Origin of the sequence: Streptomyces albofaciens JCM 4342 (assembly GCF_008634025.1) — a bacterium.
Taxonomy (GTDB): Bacteria; Actinomycetota; Actinomycetes; order Streptomycetales; family Streptomycetaceae; genus Streptomyces; species Streptomyces albofaciens.
Window position 1 is genome coordinate 1555182 of sequence record NZ_PDCM01000002.1, and the last position, 18356, is coordinate 1573537.

General features: G+C 65.8%; 13 protein-coding genes and 2 pseudogenes. 6 read left to right on the plus strand and 9 right to left on the minus strand.

All coding sequences use genetic code 11. From position 1 onward, the window contains the following. Positions 1 to 52 precede the first annotated feature (52 nt). The 4 genes from CP973_RS26985 to CP973_RS27000 are packed head-to-tail and all read left to right on the plus strand — an operon-like array spanning position 53 to position 9135. Positions 53 to 3229, plus strand: coding sequence for a helicase-related protein (locus tag CP973_RS26985; RefSeq protein ID WP_208853306.1), 3177 nt, complete (start codon positions 53 to 55; stop codon positions 3227 to 3229). Continuing rightward, a complete protein-coding gene (locus CP973_RS26990) occupies positions 3226 to 3996 on the plus strand; it encodes a DUF4391 domain-containing protein (RefSeq protein ID WP_167538519.1) in 771 nt (256 codons plus the stop codon). Before CP973_RS26985 ends, CP973_RS26990 begins: the two co-directional genes overlap by 4 nt. Before the next feature lie 45 nt (positions 3997 to 4041). After that, entirely contained in the window at positions 4042 to 6039 is a 1998-nt protein-coding gene (locus tag CP973_RS26995) for a site-specific DNA-methyltransferase (RefSeq protein ID WP_150246461.1), read from the plus strand. Further along, entirely contained in the window at positions 6040 to 9135 is a 3096-nt protein-coding gene (locus tag CP973_RS27000; protein WP_150246464.1) for a restriction endonuclease, read from the plus strand. It abuts the gene before it with no gap. Positions 9136 to 9195: 60 nt separating this feature from the next. Here the strand turns inward: CP973_RS27000 and CP973_RS27005 are convergent, their stop codons facing one another. From CP973_RS27005 to CP973_RS27015, 3 genes and pseudogenes are all read right to left on the minus strand, one after another. Further along, entirely contained in the window at positions 9196 to 9381 is a 186-nt protein-coding gene (locus tag CP973_RS27005) for a DUF397 domain-containing protein (protein WP_150246467.1), read from the minus strand. Further along, positions 9378 to 10072, minus strand: a pseudogene (locus CP973_RS27010) (DUF5753 domain-containing protein); the annotation flags it as partial. The gene CP973_RS27005 and the pseudogene CP973_RS27010, both read right to left, overlap by 4 nt. A gap of 648 nt (positions 10073 to 10720) precedes the next feature. Next, complete coding sequence (locus CP973_RS27015) at positions 10721 to 11215, minus strand: hypothetical protein (protein ID WP_150246470.1); 495 nt, start codon at positions 11213 to 11215, stop codon at positions 10721 to 10723. A 559-nt stretch (positions 11216 to 11774) separates the two neighbouring features. Here CP973_RS27015 and CP973_RS40190 point away from each other — a divergent pair. Beyond that, a complete protein-coding gene (locus tag CP973_RS40190; protein ID WP_167538520.1) occupies positions 11775 to 12089 on the plus strand; it encodes a hypothetical protein in 315 nt (104 codons plus the stop codon). Positions 12090 to 12187: 98 nt separating this feature from the next. Here CP973_RS40190 and CP973_RS27025 read toward each other — a convergent pair whose 3' ends face one another. From CP973_RS27025 to CP973_RS40195, 5 genes and pseudogenes are all read right to left on the minus strand, one after another. After that, positions 12188 to 13252, minus strand: coding sequence for an ATP-binding protein (locus CP973_RS27025; protein ID WP_244410036.1), 1065 nt, complete (start codon positions 13250 to 13252; stop codon positions 12188 to 12190). A 252-nt stretch (positions 13253 to 13504) separates the two neighbouring features. Then, positions 13505 to 13687, minus strand: a pseudogene (locus CP973_RS41850) (AAA family ATPase); the annotation flags it as partial. 57 nt (positions 13688 to 13744) lie between these two features. Next, the gene (locus CP973_RS41480) at positions 13745 to 13867 is read right to left on the minus strand and encodes a hypothetical protein (protein ID WP_280119036.1); all 123 of its coding nucleotides are present in this window, start codon (positions 13865 to 13867) and stop codon (positions 13745 to 13747) included. 219 nt (positions 13868 to 14086) lie between these two features. Further along, complete coding sequence (locus tag CP973_RS27030) at positions 14087 to 15760, minus strand: DUF262 domain-containing protein (RefSeq protein ID WP_150246475.1); 1674 nt, start codon at positions 15758 to 15760, stop codon at positions 14087 to 14089. A gap of 208 nt (positions 15761 to 15968) precedes the next feature. Next, complete coding sequence (locus tag CP973_RS40195; RefSeq protein WP_167538521.1) at positions 15969 to 16124, minus strand: hypothetical protein; 156 nt, start codon at positions 16122 to 16124, stop codon at positions 15969 to 15971. A gap of 948 nt (positions 16125 to 17072) precedes the next feature. Between CP973_RS40195 and CP973_RS41855 the strand changes: the two genes are divergently transcribed. Further along, positions 17073 to 17465, plus strand: a complete 393-nt coding sequence (locus CP973_RS41855; RefSeq protein ID WP_425282074.1) for an NUDIX hydrolase — start codon at positions 17073 to 17075, stop codon at positions 17463 to 17465. A gap of 77 nt (positions 17466 to 17542) precedes the next feature. On the opposite strand, the gene CP973_RS27035 is transcribed toward CP973_RS41855, so the two are convergent. Further along, complete coding sequence (locus CP973_RS27035; RefSeq protein ID WP_167538523.1) at positions 17543 to 18310, minus strand: IclR family transcriptional regulator; 768 nt, start codon at positions 18308 to 18310, stop codon at positions 17543 to 17545. Positions 18311 to 18356: the final 46 nt, after the last annotated feature.

Sequence of the window (18356 nt, forward strand, 5' to 3'; positions counted from 1 at the left end):
GGTGTGACCTGCGCCAGTAAATCCACGTCCGCACCCCGGAGGTTCCGCTTTCATGGTCCCCAGCGACACGGGCCGCACGATCGACCGGTTGCGCAAGCATCTGACCGGCGCCACGCGCCTGGACTCGCTGACTGAGTCGTTCTCCGTATTCGTCTACGAGGCACTCCAGGAGGAGTTGGCCGATGTCGACCTGCGCCTGCTCCTGCACGGCGACAGTCTCGATGACTTGGCCCTGAACGGCCTTCGGGAGGAGAATCTCCATCGCGCCCGGCTGGATCAGCACCGCGTCGCCCGCGCGTTCCTGAAGTGGGCCGAAGAACATCTTCAGGCGAGGGCGCTCAAGCGGCGCACGCGCGGTACCTGGACGAGCGTCGACGGGCCGTTCCCTTATGTCGTCGACGGCGCGGGCCTTGAGGCCGAGAGCCTCGGCCTGGTGGCGTCCCAGGACCTGTACTTCCCTCTGGAAACGACGGAAGCGGACAAGGTGGCGCAGGCCGTGGTCCGCTTCGAGCGGATGTGGCACGACGACGGCACCAGCAGTACCATCCAGCAGGAGTTCCTCAACGCCGCCCGAACCCTCTTCATGGACAGGGCACCCGAGTCCATCTACCTGCGCATCCTGACGTCCCTGTTCAAGGACTTCGTCGAGGAGGCCGGCGAGGAGACCGCTGAGCGAGGCAGAACGGGCTTCTACGACTCCGTCGTGTGGAAGAAGCTCTACAAGTTCCAGCGTGACGGCGTGCTCGGCGCGATCGAGAAGCTTGAACGCCATAACGGCTGCATCATCGCCGACAGTGTGGGCCTGGGGAAGACCTTCGAGGCCCTCGCCGTCATCAAGTACTACGAGCTGCGCAATGACCGCGTTCTCGTCCTGGCGCCCAAGCGGCTGCGGGAGAATTGGACCATCTACCGCGGCAACGACAGGCGGAATCCGCTGGCTGCGGACCGCTTCCATTATGACGTCCTCAACCACACCGATCTAAGCCGGACCGGCGGGCTGTCGGGGGACATCGACCTGGCGAACGTCAACTGGGGCAACTACGACCTCGTCGTGATCGACGAGTCTCACAACTTCCGTAACAACCCTCAGGTCAAGGGACGAACGACCCGATACGAGCGCCTCATGGACGAGGTCTTCAGGTCTGGAGTGAGGACCAAAGTCCTCATGCTCAGTGCAACGCCCGTGAATACACGCTTGGCTGACCTGAAGAACCAGGTTCTGTTCGCCACCGAGGGAGACGACCAGGCACTGGCTTCGGACGGGATCAGAAGTATCGAGACCACACTGAACAAGGCACAAAGGCACTTCAACGAGTGGCAGCGACTCCCTGCGGCCACTCGGAGTACGAAGTCCCTGGTCGGCACGCTCGGCATGGATTACATTCGACTGCTGGACCTGGTCACGATCGCCCGCTCCCGGAAGCACATCGAGAAGTATTACGGCACCAAGGACGTCGGAAGGTTCCCCGCCCGCCTGGCTCCCGTTAACCTCACCCCGCCCATCGACACGGCCGACATGATGATCCCGCTGGAGGAGATCAACCGGTCGATCCTGCGTCTGAATCTGGCCGCCTACAAGCCCACCTCCTACGTCAGCGCCAAGCACGAGAGCAAGTACGCGGCCCTGTACGACCAGAGGGTGCGCACTGGCGGCCGACGCGTGTGGCGGCAGACCGACCGTGAGAACAACGTGGTCCACCTGCTGCGAGTGGGTCTGCTAAAGCGCTTGGAGTCCTCGGTCAACTCCCTGGGCAAGACGCTCGGCAAGATCCTGGCCACCGTGGAGGGCGCGATCGCCAGCATCGACGCCTACGAGGCGACCGGGGCCGAAGGAACGTCCATTGACAGTTTCGCCGACCTGGAGAAGATCGACCTGGACGACCCGCAGTTCGAGGACACCGTCGGCGGCAGCGTCAAGGTCTTCCTCGCTGACATCGACCGGGTGCGGTGGCGGCAGGAACTCGAGCACGACCGGGACACCGTGGCCAGCCTGCTCGTCGAGGTGACGGCGGTCGACGCCGACCGCGACGCCAAACTGGCCGAACTCAAACGGTTCCTGCGCGACAAGGTCCAGCACCCCACCAACGACGGCAACCGCAAGGTACTGGTGTTCACCGCTTTCAGCGACACGGCCGAGTACCTCTACGAGCATGTGGCCCGCTGGGCTCGTGACGAACTGGGTGTGCACGTGGCCCTGGTCACGGGGCAGAGCACCCGGAGCACCCTCCCGATGAAGCGCGTCCATATGGTCGACGTCCTCACCGCGTTCTCACCGCGCTCCAAGGACGGCGATCCGGACGACCCGCAGATCGACATCGTGATCGCCACCGACACCATTTCCGAGGGCCAGAACCTCCAGGACTGCGACACGGTGATCAACTACGACATCCACTGGAACCCGGTGCGCATCGTCCAGCGTTTCGGTCGCGTCGACCGCCTCGGTACCACCAACACGAGTGTTCAACTGGTCAACTTCTGGCCCAACATAGACCTGGACGCCTACATCAACCTCGAGGCGCGCGTGTCCAGCCGTATGACCCTGCTGGATGTCTCCGCGACCGGTGAGGAGAACGTCCTGGACGTCACGTCCGGCGACATGAACGACCTCGACTACCGGCGCAAGCAACTGCAGCAGATGCAGCAGGCCGCTCCCACCATGGAGGACCTCGCCGGCGGTCTGAGCATCACCGACCTGACGCTCTCCGACTTCCGCATGGACGCCGCGGCTCGTGCGCGTGACGAGCTTCAGGAGATCGCCGGGTGGCCCCTGGCCCTGTTTGGCGTCTCCCGCTTCGACAAGGCCCTCGCCGACGACGGGCTCGCTCCTGGTGCGGTCTTCCTCCTGCGTGTGCGGGACGACGCGTTCGCTTTCTCCGAGGGGTACCCGCTGGCGCCGTACGTGCTGGCCTACGTGACCGACGACGGCAGCCTCGCCCACGAGATCGAGGAACCCAAGCTGGCCCTCGACGTCCTGCGCCACCACTGCCTGGGCATTACCGAACCCGACGCCGCCATTCTGGCGGAGTTCGACCGGATGACCAGGTCGGGCAGGTCCATGAAGCACTACCGCGACCTCTTGGACGTGGCGGTCCGCGCCGCCTCAGGAAAGGCCGAAGAAAGCATGGTGGCCTCTCTCTTCTCGGCAGGCCCCTCACTACTGGGAACGGAGGCCGCCGCGCCCGGCCTGGAAGCCGTAGATTTGATCGCATGGCTGGCGGTGCTGCCGTGAGTGACATTCCCCACGAGTACGCCGGTGCCGACCTGCTGGCTCTGCCCGAGAAGGCCCGGCAGCAGCAGCGTGTCGCGAAGAAGATGCTCGCCGCCCAGTTCGAGGATCAGACCCCCGCCGACGCCCGGCTACTGACCAAGGCGGTGGCCTCGGCGAACCTGGTCGGCATTTTACGCCCGGAGACCATACAGGTGCCCCGGTACCAGGACGGCGAGCGTACTGTCGTCGACGTCCCTGTCCTCGAGGCTTTCCTGGCCGACAGGACCTCGGCATCCGACAGGACTCGCGTGGCCGAACTCGTCCATCGCAGCATGGCCAAGCCGGTGGTGCTGTTCGCGCACATGCCCGACGGCATCACGGTCCTCTCGCTGGCGCTCAGCCATGTGAGCCGCACAGACCCCACCAGGTCGACCTCCGTAATAGACGCGCACGTCATGGTGCCGACCAAAGGTATCGAACCGGGCGCCCTCCACCTCGACCGGGTGGACCGCACGGACATGTGGGCGCTGTACCGCGACCTCGTGCGGACCGCAGCCGCTGACGGCCGCCCTGCCGGCACTGCCCTGCGGGCGGCGGACGCGGTCGCGCTACGCCGACGGTTGACCGACCTGGAGAGCGAACTGATCACGGTCGTGCGGGACGCGAAACGCGCGAGGAATCAGCAGCAGCGCATCGATCTGAATATGGCGGCTCGGACGCTGCGTACACAGATCGGTCATGTCAGAGGCACCCTATACAGTGCCGACGGCGACCATGACACCGCCTGAACAGCTTGCAAATCATCACCTAAGCACACAAGGAAGACATCACCCGTGACCCTGAACTTCGAACCGGTCGGCAACCTGACCGGCCCCGGCGAGGCCAAGTCGAACCTCGACGTACTGGCGCGTCTCTTCCCCGACGCCGTCGTCGACGGCACCGTCGATATCGAGGCCTTCCGGGACCTCCTGGGTGAGAACGCCGCCCCTACGACCGCCGAGGCGTTCGGTCTGCGCTGGCCCGGCATGTCCGAGGCCCGCCGCCTGTCCACCCTCCCTGCCACAGGGACCCTCCTGCCGAAGCACGAGGAGTCCGTGGACTGGGACAACACCCGCAACCTCATGATCGAGGGCGACAACCTCGAGGTGCTGCGGTTGCTGCGGCGCGGATACACCAACAAGGTCGACGTGATCTACATCGACCCGCCCTACAACACGGGTAGCAACGAATTCGTCTACGACGACAAGCGCACTAGCTCGCAGGCCGAGCACGAAACGGTGGCGGGTCAGCGGGATGAAGATGGGGTGCTCCAGACCGGCGGTGGATCCGATCGGGCGCAAGACCGCAGGGCCGGTGCGTCCAGGCATTCGGCGTGGTTGTCGATGATGTATCCGCGGTTGCTTGTGGCACATCACCTACTCAAAGAGACAGGGGTCATCATCGTCTCTATCGATGATGCTGAGCATGCACGTCTCAAGCTTCTGATGGATCGGGTGTTCGGGGCGGAAAATTTCATTGCCAGCGTGACTTGGCAGGGCGGACGCAAGAACGACGCTCACTTTCTGTCACCGTCCACCGACTACATGCTGATTTATGTAAGGGACATTGGTTCTCTGGCAAACGTGCGCTGGCGCGAGCAGAAACCGGGGGTTGATTCGATTCTCGCGGCTGGACGCAAGGCATGGGCAGAGTCCGGTGAAGACGAAGCCGCGGCAACGAAGCTGATGAAAAACTGGTGGGCCAGCCTGACTCCGGACGATCCCCGACGAGCATCCGAGCACTACAATCAGATCGATGGGCAAAACGGCCGACCTGGGGTGGTCTATTTCGGTGACAACCTGCGTAGCCCAAACCCCCGCCCCAACCTCTGTTACGACCTTCTCCACCCGGCAACAGGCAAGCCTGTCAACATGCACCCAAACGGATGGGCATGTGAGGAGCCGCGAATGACGGAGCTCGTCTCAGAGGGACGCATCAAGTTTGGGCCTGATGAGACAACACGTCCCACTTTCAAGCGATATCTGGACGAGACCAGTACGCAGACGGTGCTGCCAGTATTTTATATGGACCGACGCGCAGCATCCAAGCGGCTGGATTCGCTCCTAGGCAAGGGTGTCTTCCCTTTCCCCAAAGATGAGAATGTCATCGCTCGATGGATCAATCTCGTTACTCAGTCGAACCCTGATTCCCTTGTCCTTGACTTCTTTGCGGGGTCAGGCACGACTGGTCACGCGGTCATGAATCTCAACGCCGCCGACGGTGGCAATCGTCGCTACATCCTGGTCCAGCTCGACGAGCGCGTCGACAAGGACGGTTACGAGACGATCGCCGACATCGCTCGTGAGCGCCTCCGCCGTGCGGGCAAGCAGATCGCGTCCAAGCAGAGCTCCGACGCCGCCCCCATCGACATCGGTTTCCGGTCGTACCGCCTGGCTTCCAGCAACGTGAAGGCCTGGGATGGTACCCCTGACCAGCTGAACCTGCTCGAAGCCGTGGACAACCTCGTGGCTGGGCGTACCGCAGATGATCTGTTGGTCGAGATGATGCTGCGCATGGGCGTGGAGCTGACCACACCGCTGGAGACACGCGAGATCGCTGGCAGCCCGCTGTACAACCTGGCGGGAACACTGTTCGCGTACTTCGGCACCGACATCACGATCGACCGGGCGAACGAAGTCGCCAAGGCTCTGGCGGCCTGGCGCGACGAGGAGCCGGGCGACGCCGACACCACAGTCGTTATCCGCGACACCGGCTTCGTCGACTCCGCCACCAAGCTCAACTTCGCCGCCGCGCTCAAGCAGGCCGGCTTCACAACGCTGCGGAGCATCTGAATGAAGTTCTCCTTCGATGCGGACCTCGACTACCAGCGTCAGGCCATCGATGCGGTCACGGGTCTGTTCAAAGGTCAGGAGGCCATGACCTCTCAGTTCACCGTGCACGCACACCCGTCCGCACACGCCGGCTTCGAGGGGCTGTCCGACCTGGGATACGGCAACATGCTGCATCTGGACCGGGAGACGATCCTCGCCAACCTGCGCAAGGTACAGAACGACACGGGCCTCGCTCCGGAACCGTCGCTCGACTCGATGAACTTCACCATCGAGATGGAGACCGGCACCGGCAAGACGTACGTCTACCTGCGAACCATCTACGAGCTCAATCAACTCTACGGATTTACCAAGTTCATGGTGGTGGTGCCGTCGGTGGCCATCAAGGAGGGCGTCGAGACCTCTATCCGGATGCTGCGTGAGCACTTCGCTACCCTGTATGGCAACCCGCCGATGAACTTTTTCCAGTTCGACGGCGGTAACCCGTCCCGGGTCCGGTCCTTCGCCACCTCGCCGAGCATCGAGGTCATGATCGTCACCGTCGGGGCGATCAACAAGAAGACCAACAAGATCTACCAGCCGGCCGAGGATCTCGACTTCGAGGTGCCCGCCGATCTGATCCGAGCCACAAGGCCGATCATCATCGTCGACGAACCCCAGAGCGTGTACGGGGACGCCGGCAACGGAAGGAAGAAGGGCGCGGGACGCAGCGCGCTGGAGGACTTCAACGCCCTGGCCACTCTGCGCTATTCGGCCACCCACCCGAAGGACGACAAAGCCAACCTCGTCTACCGTCTCGACGCCATCGCCGCTTACGAGAACGAGCTGGTCAAGCAGATCGAGGTCGACTCGCTGATCACGTCTTCCAGTGGGACGACCCCGTACGTCAAGTTCCTCGAGGCAAAGCGCGGCAAGGCCGGAGCGATCACGGCCCGCGTCGAGGCGGACGTCGAGGAGGGGAACGAGCTCAAACGGAAAGCCATCACGGTTGACACCGGGTCGCGCAGCAACCTCGCGGATGTGACTGGGCGTGACCTGTACAAGGACCTCACGGTGGTCGCCATCAACGCGGCCGAGGGGCAGCAGAGCATTTCCTTCGATACCGTCGCGCATCCGCTCGGTGTAGGCGACAGCATCGGCGCCGAGGTCAGCGTCGATGAGCGGGCCCGCCAGATGATCGCTCAGACCATCCGGCAGCATCTGCGCAAGGAGCAGGAGTTCGCAATCCACGGACGTGACATAAAGGTACTCAGCCTGATCTTCGTCGACTCCGTGGCAAAGTACCGTGAGTACGGCCCCAACGGGGAGGCTCTTCCCGGCGAGTATGCGCGGATCTTCGAGGAGGAGTACACGCGCATCGCCTCGGAGCCGGAGTTCAGCACTCTGCTGGGCGACTCTCCCGCCGACCAAGTCGCAAAGGAAGCTCACCAGGGGTACTTCTCCGTGGACCGCCGCAAGGGCGGTGGTGAAGTACTGGTGGACACCAAGGAGACCACCGACAAGGGGCGCCAGCAGGCCGGTCTGGCTTACGAGCAGATCATGCGGGACAAGGTCGGCCTGACCACGCCCGGCACCCCCATCCGGTTCATCTTCAGCCACTCCGCGCTGCAGGAGGGATGGGACAACCCCAACGTCTTCCAGATCTGCGTCCTGAGGAACATGGGCACCGAGCGGTGGAGGCGCCAGTCCATCGGCCGGGGCCTGCGCCTCTGCGTGGACGGGTCTGGCAACCGCGTGCACGGATTCGACACCAACCGCCTCACCGTGATCGCGAACGAGTCCTACGAGGAGTTCGCCGAGCGCCTCCAGCGCGAAATGGCCGACGACCTGGGAATCCGGTTCGGCGTCGTCACCGTGGACGGCTTCGCACGGCTGACCTTCAAAGCGGAGGACGGGAGCGTCGTCCCCGTGGGCGCGGCCGCCGCGGAACAGCTGTACCAGGCCCTGTTCTTCGAAGGGTACGTCGACGTGAAGGGGAAGGTACAGGACAGCCTGCGCAAGGCCGTGCAGACAGGCGACGCGAAACTCACGGAGATCGTCGGCGACGTCATGGATTCGGAGGCCGCGACCAAAACGGTACTCGGGCACATCAAACGCCTGGCCAAGCCGATCGAAGTCAAGAAGGCCGGCGAACGCATGGCGGTGCCGGTGGTCCAGGAACGGCTGGAGAGCGCCGAGTTTCAGGAACTCTGGAACCGCATCCGGCACCGCACGGAGTACCGCGTCGACGTCGACGAAACCGACCTTCGCGCCGCGATGGTCAACGCGCTGCGCACCATGCTCCCCGTGCCCAAGCGCCGCGGCGAATGGCTCACGCACCGCGTGCGGCGCATAGACCAGAGCGGTCTGACGGCCGAAGCGGCGGCCGCGCGCCGCACGGACGTCACCTACGCGGACAGTGAAGACCTGCCCGACATCCTGTCCGTCCTCGCGGATCGCACGCAGTTGACCCGTGCCACGCTCGCCCATGTCCTCACTGAGTCGGGCACCCTCGCACAGTTCCGGAACAATCCGCAGGCATACATCGACCAGGTGGGCCGCCTACTCAACATCACCAAGGAGCAGTTCCTTGTCGAAGGGGTGCGCTACGAGTTGGTGGACGCCTCCCGCCCAGAAGCGGACCGCCGCTACCCGATAAGCCTGTTCCACGAGGCTGACCTCGCCGGCTACACCGGCCCCGGAGGAAACATCATCACGGACGCGGACGGCAACGCCGTCTCGTTCGAGGACAAGTCCGTGTACCGCTACCTGATCATCGACTCGGCTCCGGAGAAGGAATTCGCACTCGCACTCCTACAGCGTCCCGAGGTCAAGACTTTCGTCAAGCTTCCGCCATCGTTCCAAATCCCGACCCCTCTGGGGAACTACAATCCCGACTGGGCCCTGACCGTGGAACGGACCGATGGCAGCCGCTACATCGTTTTCGAGACCAAGGACGTCAACGAACTGGCCCTACTGCGCCCCGCAGAGCAAAAAAAGATCGCTTCCGCCCGTAAGCACTTCGCCGCGGTGACGCGAGACGCGGGGATAGACGATCTCGAGTACGAGGTCGTCAACGGCATCGAGGCAGCGACCGCGGTGATGGAACGGGACGCCTGAAATCTCGATGTGCTGCGGGATCGGTCAGCACCGTTCCCGCAGCACAGGTGCCCGCACCTTTCACGCCTCCGTCAAGAAGCCCACGAACCGCGCCCACTCCCCGCGGCCGACGGCGAAGTGAGGGCGTGACACGTCCTTGGAGTCCCGCACGCACACGGCTTGTTCGGTGACGGCGACCTCGACGCAGCTGTCGCCCGAGCTGCCACTGTAGCTGGACTTAAACCAGAAGAGTTCCGTCGTGCTCATAGCTCTCCTCGGAGTCGCTTCACCAGGCCGCGTGATTCTTGGCAGTTCAAGGCCTGCGAGCGAAGTGTGTCATAGCGCTGGTAGAGGGGGCTCACCTCTTTCGGGTCGGAGATCAGCCGGCCGTTCTCCTGGCCTTCGGAGTACGCCAGCCTTCGGCCCTCCGGTGTCTCGAGGAGCTGTACTGGGCCATCCATGCAGGCGTGGAACTCCACCTCGGTCGGCATGACCTGCAACGTCACGTTACGCAATGTCGTCAGCTCTAGCGCGTGATCCAACTGGCCCCTCAGCACTTGGCGCCCGCCCAACCTGCGCCGAAAGACGGCCTCCTCCACGATGAAGTGAAACGGCACCGTCGACCGCTCGCGCAGAATCTTTTGCCGCTCCAGTCGTGCCTCGACCTGCGCCTCCAGTCAACAGCGGAAGCCTGTTCTCGAACAGGGCCCGCGCATACCCCTCCGACTGCAACAACCCCGGCACCAGCCGGCACTCGTACGTGCACAGGCTCACCGCCACCCGCTCCAGCCGAGCTCACTGCCGGAACCACGCCGCGAGCCCGGCATCCCCGCGCCCCCGTGTCACGTACTTCGACGCCTTCCGCAGCGCCCCGCTGTTCCCCAGCGCATCCTCAGCCCGCTGCATCCTCAGCCCGCTCCACCAACGCAAGGTCGGGCATTCGCCGTCCCAGCTCCAGGTGGAACAGGGAGCCATCCCAGACTCCGCGGTGCCGGTTCTCACCGCCGAGTACGAGAATGGTCCGGGCCGCGCCTCCGGCTTTAAGGTTCACCCTCTCCTCGTTCCATTGATCAACGACTTGGCGGACGATGACGAGCAGTAGGCTCCAAAGGTCCGCTTGGCAGAGATGCTGCACGTGACGACGACCGCCAGCGAGCGCGGCCAACGCTCCTCGAACGCCCGCGCCGCAGAGGAGCAAGGCGCGGCCTAGCGGTGATCCACAACGAGAGGCCGCCTGGGCGACTGCCTCAGCCGATCGGGGCCTGGCGCGACGACTCAACACACGTTCCAAGACGGACTGCACGCTGCGTGGAAAAGGTCCGCAAGGTACCTGCCCCGCCGAGGGACAGGAATCCCGAGCGGGGCGGGTTCACGTCTTTCGGCCGACCAGCGATGTCCGGGCATCCCACGGATGTACGCCCCCATGCTCGACGGGTCGTGAGTCGCGTCAAGTTGTCCTCGAGAACCAAGCCTCCGGCACGGTCATCAGGCGATGACGACGCTGGTGGGACCCGAAATTGGCACGCTCTCGAACCCGTCGAGTGGGCGACACGGCCCTGTGCAGAGGCGGAAGTCGGACCCGACATTCCGGTCCGTCGGGTCAGGCCTAAGCCGGCTCCCAACGGTAGCCCTCAACTGCCTCCCTGTAGGAAACCAACAGCGGTTCCAGTTCTGTACGCACCAGGCTGGCGTCGCCCGGTGGCAGAGTCAGCGATGCCCTCCGCATACGGACGCTCCACGTGGCCGGATCAGGGAACACGGAAAGCCTCGGCACAAGGTCACGCAGAACCAACCCCTCGCGGAACCGCGCCAGGCCGGACACCTCCAGGTGGCAGCCCTCGGTAAAGGTACGCTCGCCGAAGACGATCGGATTCTTCAGGACTCCCACCGGGCCAGCGACCCGGGCACGGCCGATAACGCGCCCGAGGTCGCGCGTAGGGTTCCTGAAGCAGCCCCGCGTGGTGTAGAGAAAGATCTCGTCGCCCTCCTCCAGGGCTCGGGCCGATTTGGAACGCCCGGCAGGGAAGGCCATCCGCTGCGCAGTGACCGCCCAGCTCAGTGCGGCGCGGTCACCAATAATCAGTAGGTGTGTGGACGGCATGCCGATCACGATACCGAGGTGGCCGCCCGGTGCACCTGCGACTCCATCCACAACCTCCGCACGACGCACGGTCTCCCTGGTTCCGGGCGTACACGGGATCGGCGCCCGGCTGCCAGGGCGCCCGCTCCGGCGGCGCGAAGAGCCACCGCTGCTAGGACCTCCCACACAAACGCCGCCCCTGTCCACAGGTTGCATGCTTGCCGGCTCCACCTCACGAGTGGTGTCACGGCCCCTGGCCCAAGGGCTGGTGACCATGACACGCCCATGGCACGGTGGACACCCTGCAGGCGCACTGCAGCCGTCTACACCGTTCCCTGTGCCAGTGCACCCAGCACCCGCTCGACGTCGTCCCGCCACGCGCACAACTCCCCCTGCGTGGGAGCCAACTCATACCCGTGGTAGTGGCAGGCCCGGCTGAGGCCGCCCAGGTCGCCGACCAGCGGCGGGCCGTGTCGGGGTCGGCGTAGGACTCCAGGCACAGGGCCTGGGCGTGCGGCGGGTAGTAGGACAGCTGCGGCTTGCGAGCCTGCCAGTAGCGGCGCAGGGCCTCTTCGAGGGCGTGGCGCAGCACAGTGCCACGGCGCGCGGCCAGACGCCCGTGGTGGAGGCGGTGGCCGTGCCGAGCAACCGGTCCGCGCCCGCGAGCAGTTCCTCGGGGGCCGAGGTGGACGGCGGCGGAGGCGGGGTGGCCGCGGGGAGCCGGGGCGAGCGTGCGGGCGGGATGGGCGTGGCCGGGCGGATCGTGGTCACATGGACGCACCGCCTTCGCGAGGTCCGCGGTGCGGCGGATGATCTCCTCCGCGTCGTCGACGGTTACGGCTTCGTGGAACCCTTGTTGCGCCACCGGATGTGGTCAGTGGTCGGCTGGCCGTAGGCCCGGGTGAGGTCGGTCATGGTCTCGCCCACCCGGTCGGTCTCCCCGTAGAGGGCGAGGGAGGCCAGTTCGGTGAGCTTGTGGGCCTTGGCGACGTGCTATTCGATCTCGGCGTGCGGCAGGCCCCTGCCGAGGAGCCGGCGCCGGGCCGGTTCGAGGAGGGCGGCCTCCAGGGCGGTGCGGCACAGGCCGGGCAGGACGCGGGCTACGACGTCGCCGGGCAGATCGCGGGCCCTGGCGAGCGCCTTCGCGTCGTTCAGGGGCCAGCTTGACGGGATCGTCACCGGAGCGGAGACCCGTACGGCGGAGCGCTCACGGCAGTCGACCGTGAGGACGGTGGCGGGCAGCCGCAGGTACTTCAGGGCCTGCGGCAGGCGGGTGTCGTGGGTGAAGACGACGACCTGGCGGTGCTCAGCGAGGAGCGCGAGGACGCGGGCGAGACCGTCCACCTTGGCGGGGTCCATCGACTGCACTGGGTCGTCGATGACGAGGAACCGGAAGGGGTTCTCCGGGAGGAAGGTGCGCGGGAGGCAGAGGGACAGGGCGAGGGAGTGCAGTTCCCCCTGGCTCATCACGCCGAGCGCGGGGGCGTCGATGTCGTCGACGGTCACGTCGGGGGCGACCTTGCGCTGGGTTCCGGAGCCGCCCAGGCGGACCGGGCCGAGGGCGACGTTGCTCTGCTGGCGGCAGGTGTCGAGGGCGGGATGGGCGCGGTGGTGAGCGAGCGCACGGGCGAGGAGTTCGGCGCGGCGCAGCGCGTCCTCGGCGGAGGTGCCCCGCAGGTCCTCGCGGAGGCGATGGCTTCGCGCAGCCGGGTCACGGCCGTGGCGACCGCCTCGGTGTCGGGTCCGGTCAGGGTGGAGCGGCGGCGCAGGTCGAACAGGAGTGACTCGTCCGCCGGGCCGGTCCCGGCGGCGAGTTCGGCCGCCCGCGCGAGGTCTGGGCGCCGCCCGCTCAATGCGGTGTGGGGCGGCCCGGGCGCGGGGGTCGTCGGTGCCGTCCAGGAGGATGAGCAGGGCGGGCAGTTCCGCCTTGGCTTCCTTGGCGGGTGCCTCGTACTCGCGGGCCAGCTCCCGCAACCCCTTGTTGGCGGCGGCGAGTTGCTCCAGCCCGAGGATGGAGGCGACGGCGTCGTACATCTCGCTGGGCCTGCCTCCGATCACCTGGCCGAGCTCGGAGAACGACAGGATGGGGCGGTAGGTCGCCAGGCCCTCCTGCCAGCCGAGGCCCGGGAGAGGGACGGGCTCGTGGCCCGTGGTCGAGTTCGGCAGTGGAGTCGGCGACGTCGTCCCCGTGCCAGGTGCGCAGCACGGTGGCCGGCTCCGGTTCGCCGTCGATACGCAACTCCACGGCGACCTGAGGTTCCTGGCCGTGGTGAAGGTTGCGCCAGCTCTTGCGCAGATGTCGCTGCGGCCGCGCCAACGGGCGTTGTCGCCGGTCAGCGCAATCTCGACAGCCTCCGCGAAGCTCGACTTGCCAGAGCCGTTGCGGCCGGTGACCAGGGTGAGCCCCGGGCCGGGGGTGAGGGGGAGGCGTGCGGTGCGTCCGATACCGCGGAAGCCGCTGACCGTGACGGACTGCAGGTAGGCGCCCGGCATCCGGCCGCGCGCCCCGTCGTCGTCCTGGAACGCGGTGAGCAGGAGGGATCGGGTGTCCTAGTCGAGGTCCGAGCCGGCGAGTCGATCGGCGATGAGATGGGCGAGGGTGCCGGCCGCCGGGTCCTGGGCGGGCGGCCCTGCGGGAGACGGGTCCGGGGCGGGATCGGCGGGTTCTGGCATGGCGAAACTCCCGTGGAGACTATGGCTGTGAAGCGTGGGGCCGGACAGGCCGACGGCAACTGAACGACACGGGGCACACGGGAGCAGCGTTACAACGCGGGGCCGTGAGCCGTGAGTTGTGGACGACCATAGCCCACCCACCCCCAATCATGGAACTCTTTGGAATTTCATGGAGATCATTGGGGTAAGAGCCGGGACGTGACACCCCGGCCCCCGCACTCACAGACGCCACTCTTCGAAGAGCACCCCCAGCAGCTCCTCCTGTCTGGCCTTCAGCACTTCGGGGGTCCACTCGGCGTGCTGGAGCACTTGGCTGGTCAGCGCGAACGGGACCACTCCCCCGCGACCGGTGAAGTACTTGGCCTTCTTGGCGGTGAAGTCGTAGTTCTGGGCCGCAGAGTTCTTGGCGCGGTTCAGCAGCACCAGGTTTCCCAGGCGGTGCGTCCACTGGGCACGCCGCTCCTCGTCGAACAGCTCGACCCACTGCGAGTCGACCTTCGGGTTCTGCGGCAGGACGTGCTCCACGGTGATGAGCGGGTGGTCGTACGTCACCCCCTGCCCGCGGGCCAGCAGCTCGTCGAGCCGCAGCAGGACGTACTTGCGGATCTTGCCGACTAGATAGAGATCGCCATCGAGCCTGGCCCGGGTTTCGGCCTTCTCGTCGTCCCTCAGCTCGAGAGCCGGGGAGTCGAGGCCCAGTCCGTCGTCGAGCTGCCGAAGCAGCTCGGCGTACCGTGTGACGCGAGGTGTCGTGTAGACGCGGCGGACGAACATGCTGGCCGACAGCCGCTCCAAGGCTCGCATGAACGTGTCAAGCCATGCCGGGTCGTCCTCGTGGTGGCGCAACGCCCAGAGGGCGGCCGGTCGCCAGTCGTAGTTGTCGACCTGCTGGAGCCTCCTGAACCAGGCGTTGACCGCCTCCGCACCCGAAGCGGACTCATAACGTGCTTCGCGGATCTGGGCGTAGGCCTCGGCATACGGCCGGACGACGTCATGGACGAAGACCTCGGCCCTACCAGGGAGGTAGCGGCTGAGCACCTGCTCCGGAAACTCCTTGAGCAGCTCATGTTCCGCCCGCTTCTTGGCGAAGATCATCCGCAGGTGGAGGAAGAGTTCCGCGAAGTCGTCACGTCCCAGCATCTCCTCGGCGTCCTCCCAGGTGGTGGCGCACGCCTCGGACGCCTCCGCGCCGAGATCCCCGATGATCTGCGACTTGAAGATGTCGGTGGGAGACAGGTCCAGGCCACGGGAGTTCATGACGCTGAAGATCCGGTGTGCGCTGTCGAGGTCAGGAGTGCTGACGACGACGAGGAACGTCCGCTCGGCGAGCATCTGAGCCAGTTCCAGCCGGCGTTCCTCGGTCACCGCGGTGAGGCTCTGGTGGAGGACCGTCGCGTTGCGGAGAACGGCCTTCTGCGCGTCGGTCCGCAGGGCTTCCTCCTTGAGCGTCAGCAGAGTGCCCACCGCGCCCTTCGTCTGCACGTACTTCTCGAAGAAGTCCGCGTCACGGCTGCGCAGAGTGAGCCGCGGCCTCGGGGCGAGCCCACGGATCTTGGCACCCGGCTCCATCACCAGCCGGTCGAGGTCGCCGCGTAGTTCCGGATCCTCGGTCAGGTCGCGCAGCACCGACAGGAGGATGGTCAGGGTCGTGAGGCGCTGCTGGCCGTCGATGACATCCGCCTTCGGGACCGCGCTGTTCTTCACGAGCACAACGGAACCGAGGAAGTACGGCTCATCCGTCCCGCGGTCAAGGGCTTCCTGGAGATCCATCAGCAGTTGAGCCGCCTGCTCCTCCTGCCAGGCATAGGGGCGCTGGTAGTCAGGTATCTGGAAGTCGTAGTCACTGCTGAACACCTTGTGCAAGGGCATCTCGTGCGCCTCGAGCTTTTGCATGCCCCGATAATGTCGGAGAAATGGAGCTCCGCGGCACTAATCCGACGCAACTTCCTGGCCCCTGACAGCGATTCCGTGGGAGCCGGGTCCATCCCACGCCTGGACGAGGGCTTCACCGTCTACTGCTGTATCGACGACAGCGCGAGCACCCACGTCCGGCATGAGGTTCGACAGGGACCGGAAGTCCGTCATCCGTGTCACTCGGCGCTCAGCTGCACCCGTATCCCTTGCCCCACGCGTCCGCGTGCCACGTCAACGACCGCCGCGCATAGGTGACACCGATCCGGACGACCTGCTCAATCGTCAGGTTCGGCACGGGGATGCTCCGGTAGACGAAGTCGGACGCGAACCCGTTGAAGGTCAACGGAGCATGCGGGGCGGTTGCAGGTCGCTCGGGACCGATGTCGCCCAGCAGGGTACGTGCCCAGTCAAGGCAGAAGTAGTCGCCGTAGGCGCAAGCCTCCTGTTCGCGGACCGACCGCCGTGTCGGGCCGGGGCCGGCCAGGTGGACCAGCCAGAACTAGCCTTCCTGGATCTGCCAACCGAACCGGGGGTCGTCTCCGCGGTGAACATCTCCACGGTACCCTTGGCCTCGGCTCATTGCGGTCCGCACGATGACGCCGACCTGCTCGATCTCCTGCGCCAGCTCTGGCCGGACGAGGCTGTGCAGGCAAGGCATCTTCTGCACGGTCGCGCCCAGTCGAGCGTTCTTGAGGATTGCGACTGCCTCCTCTGGCACCAGCAACGGTTCGGCCCCGCGGGGGTGCCGACCTCGGCGGCCAGTCTCACGAGCTTGTCGATCAGGTCGAGCCAGTGCTCGAACATATCGGCGCCGAACCCGTCCGCCCGCCGGGGATAGGGCAGACAGGATCGCAGCGCGGCACACAGGTCCTCGTAGCTGCGGTAACGCCAGGTCAGACCGTTCGGGGTCGTCCATGAGCCGTCCGGCCAGGCGGGGGCGACCAGGCTGAGCAGCACCAGGACGGGATGGTCCAGGCCGTGGAGATTGCCCGCTGCGTACGCGTTCGACTGGCCGCTGCCCGGGAGCGAGAACCTTCCAGCCCTCGGGCCATCGAAAGCTCTTGCGGAACTCGAAACCATCCGGCCGCTCCTGCTCGGCGCCTACTCAATCCAGATTCGGCATACCGGAGCCCACAAGCCGACCAAGTTCGCCAGCTCATCTCCGCGATAAGCCCCTCGTCGGCACGGGGTAAAACTGGCCGGTTAAGCGGCCGCATGTCAGGATCGGACCGTGCCTGTTTTCCTGGACGCTGCCGAGAGTTCGGGGCGCCCTGCCGTGCCGCCTCCCAGGATGCGGCGGGTGGTGTTCGTCGCGTTGCTGAGCTCGGACGGGCGGCTTGCCCTGGTGGCAGACGACCCGTCTGGGGCTCTTCCCCGATGGGTACTCCCTTCAGGATCCGTCCGAGCCACAGAAACCTACCCTGAGGCGGCAGTGCGCGTACTCCGCAATGCGGTCGGCGCGATGCCGGTGCGCGGGGGCACTGTTGAAGGATGCCGCTGGGCTCAGGTGCCTGTGCCCGTAGGCCGGAGCCGTCGAGAAGCACACGTGTTCATCTTTCGTCTCGCTGCGGCTGGTGCTCCGCCGGAGCATCTGCCCTGGAGGGGAGCGACACGCTGGGCGGAGCCTGAGCAGTGGCAGGAGTTGTGCACACGGTGCGATCTGCCAGATGTGGATGTGCTTTGACGGGATACCTGGAGGGGTGGATCCCAGACGGGCGGATCACGTTGGGGCCTTGAGCCCCGGCACCTCGGCACCCACTTTCACTTTGCCCTGGCGATCGTGGTGGCGGTCTCCTGCAGGGCCGTTGCAACCGCTGGCATGTCCTGTTCACGCAGACGTACGGCGGGGGCGTACACGGAGATCGCGGCGAGCGGTTCCCCGATGCGGTTGCGGATGGCCACGCCTACGCCGTGCAGGTCGTGTGCGCTTTCCTCGAGGTCTGCCGCCCATCCCCGGACTCTGACTTCCTCCAACTCCACCTCAAGCAGCGACCACTCAGTGATGCTTCCTGCCGCCGTAGCAGGGAGCGCGGCCGGGAGTGTCGCGCGTACATCTGCCGGGTCGCGCAGTGCAAGCAGGGCCTTGCCCGCCGCTGTGACGTGGGCAGGGAGCTCCTGCCCGAACGGAACGCTGACGCGCAGGACATGCCGGCACTCGACTCCGTCGAGTAGTCGGACGACGGCCGCATCCAGGGAGTACAGGCACACCGTCTCCTGCAGCTTCTCCGAGAGCTCCTCCAGGGGTCTGCGCGCCTGTCGTCGGACGTCCAGCTGGGCGATCGCGGCCAGTCCCATGCGTACGAGCTGCGGACCCGCTGAGTATCCGTGCTGGCCAGGATCGTGACGCAGGAAACCCGTGCGCTGCAGGGTGACCAGGATGCGGTGTGCGGTGGAACGTGAGATACCGAGCTCCCGGGCGGTTTCGGTAACACCGACTTCCCCCCTGTCATACGCCAGGACGAGAACATCCAGGGCCTTCGTCACCGACGCCAAGGCCTCCGTCGCCGACGGATGCTTGCCATCCACCATGAAGGAACCGTAACGCTCAAACGTTCCCGGAGACCGGGAGCTTCGG

Coding starts and splice junctions, on each gene's coding strand:
- CP973_RS26985 (WP_208853306.1), top strand. CDS start 53: ATGGTCCCCAGCGACACGGGCCGCACGATCGACCGGTTGCGCAAGCAT.
- CP973_RS27000 (WP_150246464.1), top strand. CDS start 6,040: ATGAAGTTCTCCTTCGATGCGGACCTCGACTACCAGCGTCAGGCCATC.
- CP973_RS27005 (WP_150246467.1), bottom strand. CDS start 9,381: ATGAGCACGACGGAACTCTTCTGGTTTAAGTCCAGCTACAGTGGCAGC.
- CP973_RS27015 (WP_150246470.1), bottom strand. CDS start 11,215: ATGCCGTCCACACACCTACTGATTATTGGTGACCGCGCCGCACTGAGC.
- CP973_RS41480 (WP_280119036.1), bottom strand. CDS start 13,867: ATGCCAGAACCCGCCGATCCCGCCCCGGACCCGTCTCCCGCAGGGCCG.
- CP973_RS27030 (WP_150246475.1), bottom strand. CDS start 15,760: ATGCAAAAGCTCGAGGCGCACGAGATGCCCTTGCACAAGGTGTTCAGC.
- CP973_RS41855 (WP_425282074.1), top strand. CDS start 17,073: ATGCGGCGGGTGGTGTTCGTCGCGTTGCTGAGCTCGGACGGGCGGCTT.
- CP973_RS27035 (WP_167538523.1), bottom strand. CDS start 18,310: ATGGTGGATGGCAAGCATCCGTCGGCGACGGAGGCCTTGGCGTCGGTG.